The sequence below is a fragment of the Waterburya sp. genome (assembly GCF_058530065.1).
In genome coordinates this window covers 1-16,072 of sequence record NZ_JBZNBU010000106.1, presented here as the reverse complement: position 1 = coordinate 16,072, position 16,072 = coordinate 1, and the positions used below count along the sequence as shown (strand labels likewise).

Annotated in this window: 21 protein-coding genes and 1 pseudogene; 13 read left to right on the top strand and 9 right to left on the bottom strand. The window is 38.1% G+C overall.

Features of this window, described 5'->3' with window-relative positions; genetic code table 11:
- Positions 1-214: pseudogene (locus tag AC33VI_RS07085) on the top strand (TIGR02588 family protein); the annotation flags it as partial.
- A 51-nt stretch (positions 215-265) separates the two neighbouring features.
- Here the strand turns inward: AC33VI_RS07085 and AC33VI_RS07080 are convergent.
- From AC33VI_RS07080 to AC33VI_RS07060, 5 genes are all read right to left on the bottom strand, one after another.
- Positions 266-1,045, bottom strand: coding sequence for a DUF1206 domain-containing protein (locus AC33VI_RS07080; protein WP_491781564.1), 780 nt, complete (start codon positions 1,043-1,045; stop codon positions 266-268).
- 92 nt (positions 1,046-1,137) lie between these two features.
- Entirely contained in the window at positions 1,138-1,818 is a 681-nt protein-coding gene (locus AC33VI_RS07075; RefSeq protein ID WP_491781563.1) for a cyclase family protein, read from the bottom strand.
- 32 nt (positions 1,819-1,850) lie between these two features.
- Positions 1,851-3,329, bottom strand: a complete 1,479-nt coding sequence (locus AC33VI_RS07070; protein ID WP_491781562.1) for a catalase — start codon at positions 3,327-3,329, stop codon at positions 1,851-1,853.
- A gap of 278 nt (positions 3,330-3,607) precedes the next feature.
- Entirely contained in the window at positions 3,608-4,150 is a 543-nt protein-coding gene (locus AC33VI_RS07065) for a WGxxGxxG family protein (protein ID WP_491781561.1), read from the bottom strand.
- Between the two features lie 135 nt (positions 4,151-4,285).
- Positions 4,286-4,561: a hypothetical protein gene (locus AC33VI_RS07060; RefSeq protein WP_491781560.1), complete on the bottom strand. Its 276-nt coding sequence runs from the start codon at positions 4,559-4,561 to the stop codon at positions 4,286-4,288.
- A gap of 191 nt (positions 4,562-4,752) precedes the next feature.
- Here AC33VI_RS07060 and AC33VI_RS07055 point away from each other — a divergent pair, with 191 nt between their 5' ends.
- The 3 genes from AC33VI_RS07055 (at position 4,753) to AC33VI_RS07045 (ending at position 7,457) form a co-directional block, all read left to right on the top strand.
- Entirely contained in the window at positions 4,753-5,094 is a 342-nt protein-coding gene (locus tag AC33VI_RS07055; RefSeq protein ID WP_491781559.1) for a hypothetical protein, read from the top strand.
- Positions 5,095-5,456: 362 nt separating this feature from the next.
- Positions 5,457-6,830, top strand: a complete 1,374-nt coding sequence (locus AC33VI_RS07050; protein ID WP_491781558.1) for a mechanosensitive ion channel family protein — start codon at positions 5,457-5,459, stop codon at positions 6,828-6,830.
- A gap of 216 nt (positions 6,831-7,046) precedes the next feature.
- Positions 7,047-7,457, top strand: a complete 411-nt coding sequence (locus AC33VI_RS07045; protein ID WP_491781557.1) for a response regulator — start codon at positions 7,047-7,049, stop codon at positions 7,455-7,457.
- On the opposite strand, the gene AC33VI_RS07040 is transcribed toward AC33VI_RS07045, so the two are convergent.
- Together AC33VI_RS07040 and AC33VI_RS07035 are read right to left on the bottom strand one after the other, a co-directional pair.
- Positions 7,438-8,304: a mechanosensitive ion channel family protein gene (locus AC33VI_RS07040; RefSeq protein ID WP_491781556.1), complete on the bottom strand. Its 867-nt coding sequence runs from the start codon at positions 8,302-8,304 to the stop codon at positions 7,438-7,440. The genes AC33VI_RS07045 and AC33VI_RS07040 overlap by 20 nt on opposite strands.
- 128 nt (positions 8,305-8,432) lie before the next feature.
- On the bottom strand, positions 8,433-8,651 hold the full coding sequence (locus AC33VI_RS07035; RefSeq protein WP_491781555.1) for a hypothetical protein: 219 nt from the start codon (positions 8,649-8,651) through the stop codon (positions 8,433-8,435).
- 148 nt (positions 8,652-8,799) lie between these two features.
- Here AC33VI_RS07035 and AC33VI_RS07030 point away from each other — a divergent pair, with 148 nt between their 5' ends.
- Complete coding sequence (locus AC33VI_RS07030; RefSeq protein ID WP_491781554.1) at positions 8,800-9,573, top strand: histidine kinase; 774 nt, start codon at positions 8,800-8,802, stop codon at positions 9,571-9,573.
- A 138-nt stretch (positions 9,574-9,711) separates the two neighbouring features.
- Here the strand turns inward: AC33VI_RS07030 and AC33VI_RS07025 are convergent, their stop codons facing one another.
- Positions 9,712-9,888 (bottom strand): YqaE/Pmp3 family membrane protein, encoded by a 177-nt coding sequence (locus AC33VI_RS07025; RefSeq protein ID WP_491781553.1) that lies wholly within the window; start codon positions 9,886-9,888, stop codon positions 9,712-9,714.
- 449 nt (positions 9,889-10,337) lie between these two features.
- On the opposite strand from AC33VI_RS07025, the gene AC33VI_RS07020 reads away from it, so the two are divergent.
- From AC33VI_RS07020 to AC33VI_RS06990, 7 genes are all read left to right on the top strand, one after another.
- Complete coding sequence (locus AC33VI_RS07020) at positions 10,338-10,739, top strand: rhodanese-like domain-containing protein (protein ID WP_491781552.1); 402 nt, start codon at positions 10,338-10,340, stop codon at positions 10,737-10,739.
- Positions 10,740-10,761: 22 nt separating this feature from the next.
- Positions 10,762-10,974 carry a DUF6335 family protein gene (locus tag AC33VI_RS07015; protein WP_491781551.1) on the top strand — a complete coding sequence of 71 codons (213 nt, stop codon included), beginning with the start codon at positions 10,762-10,764 and terminating at the stop codon, positions 10,972-10,974.
- A gap of 184 nt (positions 10,975-11,158) precedes the next feature.
- Entirely contained in the window at positions 11,159-11,524 is a 366-nt protein-coding gene (locus AC33VI_RS07010; RefSeq protein WP_491781550.1) for a phage holin family protein, read from the top strand.
- A 175-nt stretch (positions 11,525-11,699) separates the two neighbouring features.
- A complete protein-coding gene (locus tag AC33VI_RS07005) occupies positions 11,700-12,686 on the top strand; it encodes a YsnF/AvaK domain-containing protein (protein ID WP_491781549.1) in 987 nt (328 codons plus the stop codon).
- 19 nt (positions 12,687-12,705) lie between these two features.
- Entirely contained in the window at positions 12,706-13,506 is an 801-nt protein-coding gene (locus AC33VI_RS07000) for an SDR family NAD(P)-dependent oxidoreductase (RefSeq protein ID WP_491781548.1), read from the top strand.
- Positions 13,507-13,535: 29 nt separating this feature from the next.
- Positions 13,536-13,994, top strand: a complete 459-nt coding sequence (locus AC33VI_RS06995) for a BON domain-containing protein (RefSeq protein ID WP_491781547.1) — start codon at positions 13,536-13,538, stop codon at positions 13,992-13,994.
- A gap of 191 nt (positions 13,995-14,185) precedes the next feature.
- A complete protein-coding gene (locus tag AC33VI_RS06990) occupies positions 14,186-14,431 on the top strand; it encodes an NAD-binding protein (protein ID WP_491781546.1) in 246 nt (81 codons plus the stop codon).
- On the opposite strand, the gene AC33VI_RS06985 is transcribed toward AC33VI_RS06990, so the two are convergent.
- Positions 14,409-15,602: an RNA-guided endonuclease InsQ/TnpB family protein gene (locus AC33VI_RS06985; protein ID WP_491781545.1), complete on the bottom strand. Its 1,194-nt coding sequence runs from the start codon at positions 15,600-15,602 to the stop codon at positions 14,409-14,411. The genes AC33VI_RS06990 and AC33VI_RS06985 overlap by 23 nt on opposite strands.
- 35 nt (positions 15,603-15,637) lie before the next feature.
- On the opposite strand from AC33VI_RS06985, the gene tnpA reads away from it, so the two are divergent.
- Entirely contained in the window at positions 15,638-16,039 is a 402-nt protein-coding gene (tnpA, locus tag AC33VI_RS06980; RefSeq protein ID WP_491781544.1) for an IS200/IS605 family transposase, read from the top strand.
- Positions 16,040-16,072: the final 33 nt, after the last annotated feature.

Sequence of the window (16,072 nt, the reverse complement as noted above, 5' to 3'; positions counted from 1 at the left end):
TGTACCTTTTACCGTAGTAAATTATGGGGGAGAAACAGCAGAATCTGTAGAAATTATTGCCCATCTAAAACTTAAAGATAATCCAGTAGAATTTGGTCGTCAGCAAATAGATTTCTTATCTCGCCAAGAACGGCGAGCGGGAGAATTTATTTTTACCCGCGATCCTCAACAGGGGGAATTAAATATTCGAGTAGCTAGTTATAAGTTACCGTGAATAATATGTAAATAATAGTTGTAATGGAACAAGGCGATCGCTAGAATAAAATTAATTTGTTTCAATACGACGATATCGAGCTTGCAGCAATAAATAGACGGCATAAGCAACTAACCCTAACGCCATTAAAATTAATAATATTTTGCCAAAAGGTTGTTGGGTTAAAGTTAATAATGCACCATCCAATCCTTTGACTTTTTCAGGATTATATTGGCGAGCAGCTTGTAAAATAAAAAAACCAATCATAACAAAAACTACACCTCTGGCTGCAATACCAAAGCGACTAACATTAACCAACCAGTCTTTTTGTTGCAAACTAAGTTCGCTGAGATTGAGTTTTTTACGAAATTTAATTTTATATGCTTGATATAGTCGCCAAAAACCAATACCAATAGTAAGTGCGCCAGCTAATCCCACCAACCATCTACCAAATGGTTGCTCCATTACCATTGCCGTCCAATCTTGTTTGGAGTTACCACCGCTATTATTACCAGCACCGATTGCCAGCATAGCTGCATTAGTTGCCACTCCAGCATAGGCAATACCGCTAAACACATAACCTAAGCGAGTAAAGATTCCTTTGGCATCAGTGCCTTTGTCTCTCGGATCGTTAATAGCTTGAATAAACCGCCAGATAACGTATCCGACTAAACCAATGGCAATTAGCGCGAGTAATATCTGTCCAAATGGTTGGGCGGCGATCGCGTGTAACGCTCCTGTTGTATCTGTGGTTTTACCACCAAGACTAAACGCAGCTAATAATGCCAAAATTCCGATCGCTCCATAGACAAAACCTTTAGCAACATAGCCAAACCTGGCAAATTTTTCCATGACTTCTTTGATAAGAATATAATTTCTCTAGTTGCCCTTATGTTAAAAATTTTTGGCGTAGCTGTTATCTATCTAAGGTCTATTTATTTTATTCAGCAACGCCGTAATATTCCCCGTGCTAAACCACCATCACCATCTTTTAACTTAATTGGCAGACAAACTAACTCATATTCCCCTGGTTCGACTTGAGATAAATCCAATCCTTCAATCGCCCAAATCCCAGAACCCAGTAGGGCGTGATGGACTTCTACAACATTACCTTGATAACCACCAACAGAGAGATAATCTACACCGACGGTGCGGACTTGTTTTTGAGCTAGATAGTTGGCTGCTTCTGTAGATATATGCACAAAATCCTCGACAAAATCGGCAGACTTGAGAGCATGGGTGCTATTTCTAGTTTTAAATAAAATTCTTTCCCCTGGTTGGAGATTGTGAGGTTCAATTTCTGCTACGGTAATTTGTTTGGGGTCTTTAATTTCAATTACTCTAGCTTTACCAACGGTTGCATCTAAAGGCATTTGATCCACCCCCATACCATCTTTAATAAAATGATTGATGCCGTCGATATGAGTTCCCGTGTGAGTGCCAATAGTTAATTTAGAAACATTGCAGACATCTCCATGTGCCAAACATTGACTTGGTTCGATCTCTACAGCAGGATTATCTGGCCAATAGGGCATTTCAGGGTGTATGGTCAAGGAAATATCGATCCAATTTGATTCATTCATTTTTTTATTTATAGCTGGTTGCAGGAAAGAAGATCGGGGCATTGCCTATTTCCTCTCTCCTGTTTGCTCATTCTTTAAACTGCTGCTGGTTTGGGTTCTGGTTTGGGGGGTTCGGTTTGAGATATTGCTTCTTGTACCTTGTCGGCTAATTCGGGATAGACGTTACGGAATAGTTGCATTTGGTCTTTAATTACTTCTTCGCTACATTTACCCAAGCTACCTGCAATATTGTTATACAAACGCTCTTTTTCCCCAGCGTCGAGCATATCGTAATACATCCGAGCCTGATCGTAATGATCTTCCTCATCTAGTTCGATGCGTGCTGCCATTCCAGATACATGATAGGGTGGTGCTTCGGCTCGTTTATCTGCTTGGGGATAGCCTTCGTGGGAAGGATTATAGTTAATGCGTCCACCTTTGTTCTCATCAGTACGCATCAAGCCATCGCGGTAAGGATCGCTAGCTTTAGTACCATGGGGTTGATTGACAGGAATATGATCGTAGTTAACGCTTAAACGATGGCGATGAGCATCAGCATAAGACATAATCCGTGCCTGTAACATCCGATCTGGCGACCAAGAAATACCAGGAACGACATTACCAGGGGAAAATGCTGCCTGTTCTACCTCCGCGAAATAGTTTTCGGGGTTACGATTTAATTCAAACTTACCAACTCTTTGTAAAGGAAAGTCACCATGAGGCCATACTTTAGTTAGATCGAAAGGATTCCAGGGAAAATTCTGCGCCTGTTCGTCGGTCATAGTTTGGATGTGCATCGTCCAAGAAGGATAATTACCCTCTTCAATGGCATTATATAAATCCTTAGTTGCCCAACGGGGTTCGATACCCTGCATTTTACGCCATTGCTCGTCAGTAAAGAATTTATTACCCTGGTCGGTAATAAAGTGAAATTTAACCCAAATCCGTTCGTTTTCCTGGTTAATCAAACTAAAAGTATGGCTGCCATAGCCATTCATATGTCGCCAGCCCATGGGCGCACCGCGATCGCCCATTAACCACAATACTTGATGTATACTTTCAGGAGTTAATGACCAAAAATCCCACCACATTTGGTCGTGTCGCCAGTGTTCTTGAGGATGTTCTTTTTGGGAACGGATAAAGTCCATAAACTTCATCGGATCGCGCATAAAGAAAATTGGGGTATTGTTACCCACCATGTCCCAGTTACCGTCTTCGGTGTAGAACTTAACGGCAAAGCCTCTTAAGTCTCGGTAGATATCAGAACCGCCTTTAGATTTAGCAACGGTAGAAAAGCGAGCAAAAATTTCGGTTTCTTTGCCGATTTCAGAAAACAATTTGGCTTTGGTGTACTTGGTAATATCATCGGTAACGGTAAACTTACCATAAGCACCAGAACCCACTGCATGAACTACTCGTTCGGGAATACGCTCGCGGTTGAAGTGCGCCATTTTCTCTAAAAGAGTATAGTCTTCTAGAAGTAAAGGTCCTTGTTTTCCTACAGACTTGGATACGGTGTTACTAGGTACGGGTATACCTGACGCATTAGTTAAAATTTCTTGATTATTAGCCACAAAATTCTCCTTGATGAAGCGATCGCTTTATTCACTAATCTGTTTAGATGCTAGTGGGATGAGTAAAGCAAATGCGTCTAGCTTTAGACAGATAGCAGCATCAACAATTATTAACTGATGTTACATACTAATCGATCTGTCAGGGTAGGTAGTAGGTAGTAGGTAGTAGGTAGTAGGTAGTAGGTAGTAGGTAGTAGGTATTAAAACAACTAACAACTAACAACTAACAACTAACAACTAACCATTGATTTTTCCTTGTATTGCGTAACTTCAGTAAGTTAGCTATTGTACATAGTACTGCGATCGCTCTTGTCGATCGGCTCTAGATCTCGACCATGTTCTACTACAGTGGTTTTCTTATTTCTACCAGCCAAACCAAATAATCCTAATAAACCTAGAAGTCCTAACCAGCCCCAGTTAGATCTCTGCTCGATTGCCACAGCAGTTTCGGCAATTTCCGCTTGTGCTGCTTCCGCAGCTTGATTAATCTTTGCTTCTGCTTCCGCAGCAGTTTGTCGTACTTGCTCTTCAGCCTGATTATAGTTGCGCTCGATCGCATTACCAGCGTCGTTTAAATCTTCCCCGATAGCCTCACCAGTATTTTCTAACCCTTGTTCGGCTGCTTCGCCAGTGTTTTTAATACTGTTACCAAAGGCTTCTCCTGCATCTTGAAGATTTTCACCGACATTATCGATGTTTTGCTCGGCTTGGTTTAAGTTTTGATCTACAGTTTCTTCTCTTTCTTGACTGTAAGCTGCACCAGTAGGTAAAGCTAGACTAAAAGCCAGAATAGTAGCTGTAGCTAATTTAGTTGGGTTCATCAAAAACTCCTCGTTATTTATATTTTTGTCTAAAATTTCTCGGTAAGATAGTTTGATAGTAATTTTGGTAATTATCATTTATTTAGCAGCCAATAAATATTTGTTTGGCTACTTGCTTGTTGCTATTAAGCCAACCTACCGCCATTGACGATCGCCATTTTCATCGGTTCTTGCTTGACGAATTACATCAGATATTTCTTCTGCATCTTTAACATGATGTAAGGCTTTTTCTTCACCGTTTTGATCTTCTACTGGAAAATAAGTAGGTACTTTAACATGACCAGCAGGATCCCAGCTATCTACAGCTATTTGCTCCTTTTTTTCTGCTAAAGATTTAGAGTCGTTTATAATATCTCCCTTATTAACAGTGCGGTTTGCTTTACTATTAGTTTGATTAGTTTGATTGTTCATAATTACTTTAACTAAGTTGCTCTAACACTATTTAAAATGATTATTTTGCTAATTTTATCTACATTTCGATAGAAAATTCTATCTTACAGATACGTAATTTTTGCCAGGAAAATATATTACTTTAGTTAGATGCAGGTATAAAGTAATTATTGATATTAGTTAGTTAATTAAAAAATTATTGAGGCAAACTTATGTTATTGAGTAAATTAAACAACTGGTTAAAATCTTCTTTACGTTTAGCTTTAACAGCAGTAGTGTGTGGATTATTATTTATCTCCAGTGTTTATCCCGCTCAAGCAGCAACTAGCAAAACCACTGAAGGAGAAGCAAGTTTAAACAAAATTCAAGAAAAAACAGATGACGTTGCTCGCTCTAATCCTCGTGGAATTAAAGAAGTGACCAAAGAAGCGCAAAAGGGTTTAAATGCCGTACAAGGTAGTGCAGACGAAGGTAAAATGATCTCTCCTGAAGAAGCAAATGCTACTACAGTCAAAGAAAAAGCAAGCAACTTTTTTGATAATTTAACTAACTAATCAATCGATCTTTATCAATAAATTGTTATCCATTTTTGAGATTCAATACTGTTAAATATAAATAGCCTCGTAGGCTAAGTTAGCAAGATTCACCCGATCGCTTTTACTTTATCCAAGAGTTGCGTTCGGGAATTTTAATATTAGCTATCATTAAAAACCATAAAGAAGAACAAGAAGTTATGAGTCAAATCGCTACTAAATTTAATCTAAATATGTCAACAGTAGAAGCTGATTACTGAGACTGTTTTACTTCTTCTCTATTTCTTTTTCATCAAAGATTGACGGGGAACTTTACTTTCTTTCGGCTTCTGTTTCTGTTTCAGACAAAACTAATCAAGATAGAATAATATTCTTTAGAGTCAATGCTCGATTTCTCTTGCTTGTTTGTGGTTAACAAAAATCACCAAAAGCGATCGCATTTTACTATTACCACGATAGTTGCGATTGCAAAGCTAGCCATAGGCATCGCTTTTTCATTTAATATTGCACCAACCGCTTTATCTCAAGACGAAGAGAGTATAATTACTCCGACTCAACCAGCATCTACCATTATTCCCAGTGATGGACTATATTTTGCCGATGTATTAGTGAGAAACCGTCCAATCTTTCAAATTGGTAGTCTGCCTCAAATTGATGCCAGTGCTAGGGCAAAAATTATTAATCGTCGCCTAGCTAGCCTGTTGTCTCAAAATGAAAACCCAGGCAAAGTGGAAATAGCCCCAGACAATCCTCGTAAGATTGCTACCTTGAGAGTAAAAAATCGCATCATTATGACTGTTACCCTGCAAGATGCAGAAGATTTTGGCTTGAGTACAGAACAATTAGCCGAGAGATGGGCAACCCAGCTAGATAATGCTTTTGAAAAACCACCACTGGCGATCGATGTTACTCAACGCCTTTATACAACCACCAGAGAGTTATTAAGAGATATTGTGGGTAATTTACCCTCTTTGGTTGGGGCGATTATCGTCATGGGAATTACCTGGGGAGTAGCAAAAGGAGTGCGTTATGCTGCTTACACTTGGGCAAAGCAAACTGAGGGAGATTCTAATACGGAGCTTTTGATCGGTAGACTCAGTTATGGTGGCGTGTGGGTAGTTGGTTGTATTATTGCCTTGGGTGTTATGGGGTTAGACTTTGGGGCATTGTTGGGTGCATTGGGGTTAACTAGCGTCGCGATCGGTTTTAGTTTAAAAGATGTGTTGAGTAACTATATTTCTGGAGTGATTTTACTCGCTGCTCGATCGTTTCGGATTAACGACCAAGTAGTCATTAATGAATACGAAGGTACAATCACCCAAATTCAACTGCGAGCTACAACAATGAAAACCTACGATGGACGAGTGGTATATATTCCCAATCAAGAAGTTTTTCAGGCAAGTATTATTAATAATACCGCTTCTCCCCGTCGTCGCAGTTCGGTAATAGTAGGCATTGACTATGGAGAAAACATTGGGGAGGCGATCGCGGTAATAAACAAGGTACTAGAAAACACTAAAGAAGTAGAATCAGAACCCCATCCTGATGTCTTAGTAAAGGAACTAGCAGCCAGTACGGTTAATCTAGAAATTCGCTTCTGGGTAGACTCTCGGCGATCGGGTTTTTTAGCTACTACTTCAAGGGTAGCCCAGGGAGTTAAAGAAGCTTTGGAAGCAGCTAATGTTGAGATGCCAACTGATATTTATACCCTCATTTTACGAGAATTACCATCACAAATACAGCTAAAAGAAAATTAAAATAAGTTAAAATCGCTAAGATTAATTATTTTTTAATAAAAATTATAGATTTTGATATCTAGGTTAAAACCAAGATAAACACTTAAGAATTGATTGATCTTTAATATTTAATTTATATTTTGTAGTTAATTCTTGAGATGTATATCTTTATTCTGATGTTATTAATTATGTTAATAGTTATTGTGGTCTTATTAAAGTAAAAGAGCAAACTTAGCTATGTCAAAGTCAAGTCCTATTTTGGTAGTAGAAGATAATGAGGATCTTTTAGTATTATTCAAGTTAATTTTAGAGTCTGCTGGATATGAAGTTGAAACAGCGAATAATGGTAAAGAGGCTTTGAATTGTCTAGAACACACTCAGCCCCAATTAATTTTAATGGATATTATGATGCCAGAAATTAGTGGGATACAGGTTAGCCGTACTATTAAAGAGCAGCGAGATTACCAATCCTTACCAGTAATTTTGGTTTCTGCACTCGATCGCCTCAAAGATGAACAGCTACAAAATAGTAAGGCAGATGACATTATCTATAAGCCGTTTGACATAGATAACCTGCTTTTTAAGGTCACTGAATTAGCTACTCAGTCTACTCCTATTTCTAATACTTCTAACTGTCTGAACTTTTAAGGTTAGAAATTGCCGATAGATTCGGATAAGTAAGTTGGTGTTTGGCAAAAGCTCGTTTAGCTCTGGTAATCAGATCGGTCTGGTAAATAAATTCGTCTCGCGCATCAAGGGGATAGGATTTAAGTTTAAATACAGTACCCCAAGGTTTTTCTTCTATTATTACTACTATGGGCAATTTAAGAGCGGTATATTTGCTAGTTTGCGCCACTCGATAGAGAATTTTTTTGACTATATTAATGTCTATATCGTGAGTCAAATAAAACTCTGTTACTACCTGTGCCTCTAAAGCACCTGTATTGGCGTTAGAGACGGCTTCTGTCCAGATTTTATTGTGGGGAATGGTAATCAGATTATCGTCTGGAGTTTGGATTTTAACAGTCCTCAAACCATAGCTAATAACTTCTTCATAATGCTCGCCAATTCTAATGCGATCGCCTACTCCATAGGGAGATTCAAACAAGCCAACTATTCCTGCAATAATGGAACTGGCATAATCTTTAAAAGCAAAACCCAAAGCTACGGCTACTGTTCCCGTTACGGCTAAAATATTCTCTGGAGAAAGATTGAGAAATAGATTCATTAAAACCACAGTAGTTGTGGTCAATACTATCATTCGCAAAAAAGGTAAAAACTGTTTGACTCGTAATCGCCATTCTTTAGCAATTTTTTCTGATAGCCACAAAATTAACTTATCGATAATTTTTAAAATCAAATAAGTAGTTAATAGAATAAATATTCCCTGAGCAATCTTACCAGTAGTAATTTTAGAGACAATATTTTGAGCTTGTTCGGCTGTTTCTTGTGCAGATTGCGCTAATAAATATAATTGATAATTAATCATAAACATTTTTTTATATTTTTTACTATAGAAATTAACAACTAACAACTGTACGGGCGGGGCTTATAAATTCTTGAGGTTTCCTCAAGAAACAGCCCCTCCGCTTCGCAAACCGCCCTAGTAAATTGAATTGACTTTTAAGATGCGATCGCTTGATTATCGCCAGGATTAATCGGTAAATTATCTACTGCATTAACTAACTTTTCTCTAACTTCTTTGGGTAGCTCAACCAGCGATCGCTCTGGCGGTTGGGTTTCTTGAGCATCCTTGGCATATCGAGAAAAAACAAAATGGCGACTATTTTTGAGCCATCTTTTAAATTTTTCTAATATTTTTGTTGTAGTTTTTTTTAGCATTATTATGGTTTTCTACATTCATTTATATCTATAGCAAGATAGATGACAGCTAAAATTTCAATTTTACAATGGAAATATGAGTATATGCTCTATTAATTAACGACTAATAAAAAATATATCTAAATTTATTTTAAGTGAGATAGCAACTATGGATGAATCAAGAAAAGAAAAGATTATCAATAAACTTCAAGAAGCTAAAAAAGCAGGAGAATTAAAGAGAGAAAATATTAAAGATATTGTTCAAACAGCCATATCGGAAACAAAATCTGAATTTCAATCAGGTGGAGCAGAAATTAGTAGTTTAATCCAAGAGGCGATCGCCGCAGTCGTCGAAGTTTTTCAAGATAAACAAGGAGAATTAAAAGAAGAAATTACAGCTTCTATTGAAGGTGCAGTAGAGGGAATCAATAATACTAGACGCAAAGTAATTTCCCAAACTCAATCAGAAATTCAAACTCTTGAAGTAAAAGTAGAAACTGAATCAGAGCAATTACAACAAGAAATTGATGGAGCATTAGAAGATATTAAAACTAACAGTCAGGATAAATCAGTTCAGGTCAAAGAAGCAATCGATCGTGCTGTTGAGAATATTAAAAATAGCGAAGAAGTTGCTCTTTTGCAGAAGCGTTATGCCCAACTAAAGGCTCAGTTAGCTATAGTCCAAGCCAATCTTTCTAGTCGATATGGAGAAAATTATAACGACGCGAGTAAATATTTAGCAGAAGCTAAAGCTTGGTACGAAAAAGCCAGAGAACATCCTGAAGTCTTTACCGATAAAGTTGAAGCCAAACAGCAAGAATTTGAGAAAAAGCTGGGTGAAACAGGAACTGCGATCGCTAAAAAAGAAAGACAGGTAAAACAACTCCTCAAAGAACTTTGGCGATCTATTTCTGAATTATTTGACGATAATTCTCGAAAATAATTACACAATTTAAACCGCATTCAGTTATAGATCTAAAAAGTAAAACTACCTCCCAAGGCTGGGAGGTAATTATTGGTTTATCTAATAACTTTTAATAACTGGTGTATAACTATCAATTATTCCTTGAACCAAACGAAACTAAACAGTAGTTTGCTCTGATTTTTTGGCAATAATCCAAAGAGCGTGAATAATACCAGGAATCCAGCCCAGTAAAGTCAATAAAACATTAATTAATAGAGCTTGGCTAACTCCCATAGTCATAAATACACCAAGAGGAGGAAGTAATATTGCAGCGATAATATTTATAATTCCCATTTTTCGTTTCCTTATAATTTGATTACTTAAAGTAATTAATTATTATTGTCTAATTTTTAAAATAAAATATCTTCTATCTAAGGAGAGATAAAATTAATTTCTTAGCGATCGCAATCTAAACCGTATCTAGTTTGAAACCAGGATTTTTTGATTTAACTGCTCGTAAGTAAAGGTGCGACCCCGCGCCGCCGACAGGCGCAAGGGAACGCGCACCTCCCGAAGGGTAAGTAATAAGTAATAAGTAATAAGTAATAAGTAATAAGTATTTTTTTTAAAACGTATTTCACAATCATTGTAAAACTCCACTTTTCAACCTGGACGAGATCTAGAATCCGTTTGGTATCTTCATAAAAAATAAAATAATAAACATTATATTGCTTGAGATAGAGTTTTTAATTACAAAATTTTGTTTTAATGAATAATAATGGCGAATTAAAAAACAATATTTTATGTCCGAGCAACAAGCAGAAGCAAAAGTTATTTCTGAAGTAAAAGATAAAGTTGAAGCTACAATTCCCGATGTAGTTCCTACTCCTCCAAAACCTACCCCTAAAGCTAGCTCACAGTCTTTAAAAGACCGCTTACAATGGGGTGAACCAGCATTGACTATTATCGATAGTCGCGATCGCAGTGCTTTTTTAGAAGAAAGAATTATTGGGGCAATGTTGATTGATGATGTGCAAAATTTACCTGAAAATCGCGATATTTATATCTATGGCGATAGTAATGAAAAAACCTACGAGGTAGCTAATAATTTACGTCAAGAAGGTTTTGAAAGTGTTTCTGAAATTCAAGGTGGTTTGCCTGGATGGAAAGCTGTAGGTGGAGCAACAGAAGGAAGAGTAGCTTAATAAGTAAAGAGACAAAAATAAGATGAATACTGGGGAAGAAAAGTTTGCCCAAACTCAACCAATTAGGGAAATTAATGATGGCGATCAATTAGATAGCCAAGGAAAATTATCTCTCAATGATGTAGATAAATTGGGCAGAAAAGCAGGTTTAGAAATGGGAGATAGCGAAGAATTAGGTTTAAAAGATAAACTGGAAACTCGCGATGATAACCGTTTGGATTTAGACGGTCATTAAACAGTTAAATATTTCTCTAAAAGGCGATCGCATTTAGGACTATCGCCTTTTCTATTTAATTAAAAGATTAAGTATAGAGAAAATCAAAATATATCTTTTGCTAGACGTTTCAAATAAGAGAAATATTTAAGAATTGATAGTAATTAATAAAATCAATAAAAACAAAGTTAGGAGTTAATCAACTATGTTAAGTTCGTTTTTAACTATTTTAGGTACTGCACTAAGTCTTTTAGTAGTAGACATTATATTTTCGGGAGTCAATATAGCTAACTTCCCTGCCGCTATGGTTGCTGCATTGGTAATTGGATTAATTAATTCAGGAGTTAAACCAGTAATATCTCTACTATCCTTGCCGATAAATATTCTTAGTTTGGGAGCATTTTCATTAGTAATCAATGGTTTATGTTTTTGGCTGGCTTCACTGTTTGTACCAGGATTTAAAGTTGGAGGTTTACTAGCTTTTATTCTTGCTCCCGTACTTCTTTCTCTGGTTAATACATTCCTTAGTAACTACTTTGCCGAAAAATTTCCCAGTCTAACTCAGGAATAAAAATATTTAGCTTTTATCTATCTTGAGATTATTGCTGAAGATAGATAACTTCGGCTAAAAAAACTGAAATATTAAAGTTAGCCAGAAAAGAAATTATTTAGTAAAGCTGGTTTGTCAAATCTTTCTCTAATTTGAACCAGATATTATCCCTACTCTACATTAAGGAAACAAAATTATGAACAATATTCAATACAAACGCGCTGCTGGACTATATCATAGTCGTGACGAAGCAGAAGCAGCAGTTCGCAATCTCAAAAGTGCAGGTTTTGATATGGATCGAGTCTCTGTGATTGCCAGAGATGCTGACGAAGTTGTAGGACACGAAACCACTGAAGAAATAGGAAATAAGGTCGATGAAGGTGCTACTGCTGGGGCTTTAACTGGTGGTGCATTGGGCGGTATTACGGGCTTACTTGTTGGTTTGGGTGCATTAGCCATTCCTGGTATTGGACCAATCTTACTGGCTGGTGCAGAAGCAACTGCGATCGTCACTACCCTAGCTGGTGGTGCTATCGGTGCTACTGCTGGTGGTTTAGTTGGTGCGTTGATTGGTTTGGGTATTCCCGAAGAAAAAGCCCAAGTTTATAGCGATCGCGTGGCTCAAGGTAGCTTTTTAGTTATGGTGACTGGTTCGGCAGCAGAAATTGCTCGTGCGGAATCAATCATGCGTCAACATGGTGTCGAAGAATTTGATGTCTATAATATTCCAGGGGCAAAAGCCACTACTGTTGATGATGTAGATGAAGATATCAGAACTAGAACTGATTTAGCTGATGATGACAAAATTAGACTGTATGAAGAACGTCTAATGGTTAACAAACAGCGCGAAAAAACTGGAGAAGTAGCGATCAGTAAGCGGGTGGAAACCGAAACTGCTGAAGTAGCCGTACCCATCGCCAAAGAACGTGTTGTCGTCGAGCGCAGAGATGCCGTAGATGGCACAGCAGTAAATCCTGGCACAGTGGGATTTGACAGCGGTGAAGTCACTCGTATGGAAGTTTACGAAGAATCTGCCGATATTGAAAAGCAAACTTTTGTGCGCGAAGAAGTAAGCATTCGTAAAGAAGTCGATCGCAATACTGTTGATACTAGAGAAACTGTCCGTCGTGAAGAATTAGAAGTAGAAGCAGACGGCGACGTAATTGAAAAACAAGCACGATAAAAATAACCTGAAAATAAGCATGGATTTTGGAATTAAAGATAAGGTAGCAGTAATTACTGGTGGTGACTCTGGTATGGGTAAAGCCACAGCTAAGTTACTAGCTGCCGAAGGGGTTAAAATTGCCCTCATAGATAAAACAACCGATGAATTAAAAGCAACCGCCTCAGAAATTGGCAAAATAGGTGAAGTAATACCAGTTACGGCAGATTTACGTAATCTAGAAGAAGTTGAAGCAGCTAAACAACAAATTATTAATTACTTTGGCACGGTGCACATTTTGGTCAACTGTGCTGGTATCACTGGTGCAACTAAAGAGTTTTTGCAACTAACCGATGAAGACTGGTTAGAAACCATCAATGTAGATTTCATGGCTGCGGTGCGTGTCTGTCGGGCTTTTATTCCTACTATGCAACAAGAAGGCTGGGGTAGAATTGTCCTGATTGGTTCGGAAGATGCGGTGCAACCCTACACTGATGAAATGCCCTACTGTGCAGCGAAAGCGGGGGTAATTAACTTGGCTAAAAATCTCTCTAAAGCCTACGCCAAGGATGGGATTTTAATTAACTCTGTATCTCCTGCCTACATTGCTACTCCCATGACTGACGCGATGATGGAAAAACGAGCAACAGAAAAGGGAATGAGTTTTGATGAAGCTATTGAAACTTTCCTCGATGAAAAACGCCCCCATTTAGAATTGCACCGTCGGGGTAAAGCTCAAGAAGTAGCTGCGGTAATTGCTTTTCTTTGTTCCCAACATTCTAGCTTTGTTGTCGGTGCAAACTATCGAGTTGATGGTGGCGCAGTAGCTACCGTTGGTTAAACAAATTATTATCAATTGGAGAAAATAAGATGAACAAGTTAATAACTTTATTATTAGGTAGTACATTACTATTAGGTGCTGTTGGCTGTGATAACGCTAGAACCAGTGCTGATGCTCCTGATTCTGTGGATGAAAGTCCTGTCGTAGAAGATCCTATGGAAGTGGAAGAAACTCTCGAAGATGCCACTAGCGAAGTTCGTCAAGATCAGTTAAATTCTGACATTCGCGCCAGAGAACAACGGAATGATGTCTTCGGCGATCAGCAAGTTAGAAATGATTCAGATATTGAAAGTGAAGTTAGAGCCAAGTTAGAGGCTAATATTCCCCGCTCCAAACTAACTGTAGATGCCGAAGATGGTAACGTGGCGATTGTCGGGACAGTACCCAGTCAAAAGGAATACGAGACTATTAAGCCTTTAGCAGAAGAAATTCTCGGAGTTGACAGCGTGGAGATGGAAATAGAAGTTCTGCCTTCTACCGAGTCGTAAATTTTAAATCAATAATCAAAAACTGGGGTTTAGCAGTTCATTGCCAAACCCTTTATTATTTTCAAGACAAAAATTATGTTCGATAATCCTTTTCTTAACACCATCATTCATTTTAGGGGCGATCGCCTATATCGCCATAATCTTGATGCTGCGGATATCTGGCACTAGATTAACTGTCGTAAGTAAACAAAATGTATTTAATCATAGTAGGGGCGGGGGCTGTAACCAAGCAGCTAATTGCGATCGCCCAAGAACAAGGATACAAAATATCAGTAATTGAAAAGCAAGAAAAACGCGCCAGAGACATCATACAAGAATTTGATGTGCGAGTATTCCATGCTGATATTACTCAAGGAAAAATTCTCGAAGAAGCAGATTTGACATCCTCGACCGCCCTAAAAGGGCGACGATTCCCTAAAACAAAGTTAACTGCTTAGGGGTGGTTGATAGTTCATCGTGGATTGCCTCTACTGAGGTCTTATGCCCACTCCCTATCCATTTATTTCCATCGTGGCTATGTCCTAGCCCGATTCTATCTATTACGGCAGAGGCGTTACCGTCTCTGCATTTACGGGAATTGCATCCCAAGCACACTATTTCTCTGATCGATAAATCTAGCTTGCCCCATTTATATCCGCAATCGGCACAAATTTGAGATGTAGGCTGCCATCGGCTAATGATACGAACATCACGACAATATTTGTTGCCTTTTGCCTCACACATTGCTCTAAACATCCCCCAGCTTTGTTGGCTGATTGCTCTAGCTAATTTGCGGTTTTTAAGACAGCCAGACACATTCAAATCCTCAAGACTGATAATTTGATTTTCTTTAATCAGCCTTGAGGATAATTTGTGAAGAAAGTCTTTTCTAACTCTAGCTAGTTTGGATGTTAGTTTGGCTAACTTGATTCTAGTTAGTTCGCGCCTTTTACTTCCTTTTTTTCTTCTAGATAATATTCTCTTGGTACGTCTGATTTTACGTTCGAGCTTTGAATAATCAGGTGCATATACTTTCTCGTGATTAGAAAGAGCAGCAAAAATGGAGATGCCTAAATCGACTCCGATAGATTCTCTTTGAGCAGGAATAATCTCAGGTTTTATCTCAACAACAAAGCTTAGGAAATAACGATTAGCCCTATCTTTGATTACTGTTACCGAACTTGGTTCAGATGGAAGTTCTCTTGACCATTTGGTATGAAGCAAACCAATTTTAGCCAGATAAACTTTATTTCCTTTGATAGAAAAACCGCCTTTTCTGAATCTAGCACTTTGTTGGTTATGTTTCTTTTTGAACCTGGGATAACCAACACGCTTACCCTTGCGCTGACCAGACAGCGAATCAAAGAAGTTTTTGTAAGCAACTCCCAGATCGGCAACTGATTGCTGCAAAGGAATGTTAGACACTTCTTTCAACCATTGCCTCTCTTCGGTTTTCTTAGCCTGAGTAATACAGATTTTTTGTAGTTCTGAATTCTTGGGTAACTTTTCGCTCCTTTTGCACAAAGCTAAAGCATCGTTAAAAACCACTCTGACACATCCAAAAACCTGCCCCAGCAATTTACGCTGTTGGTCTGTTGGGTATATACGGTATTGATAACGAGCTTTCATCGAGATATTATATGTAGGTCTGCATAAATAATATCATGAAATACAGAAGAGAGAGACATAGTGTTACAGACCTCAAAGTTCATTTGGTCTGCGTGACCAAATACAGGGAAGATGTATTTTCTGAATCCGAGTTAGTTTTGATAGAAAAAGTCTTTCATGATGTAGCCAAGAAGATGAACTTTCAAATCCTAGAAATCAATGGGGAAAAAGAGCATCTACACGCTTTGATTGAGTACCCACCTAAGCTATCTGTATCTAAAATAGTTAATGCTCTCAAAGGTGTATCGAGTCGCAGATATGGACAAGCAGGATTTAGAAAGCCTAAGAATGGAAAGGCTTTGTGGTCGCCTAGCTATTTTGCGGTGTCGGTAGGAGGCGCACCAATTAAAACTCTAATAGGATACATCAAGAATCAAAGCCGTCCTCCGCTATGCTAAAGGACGGGGCTTGTATCCCTTAAAAATTGGTCA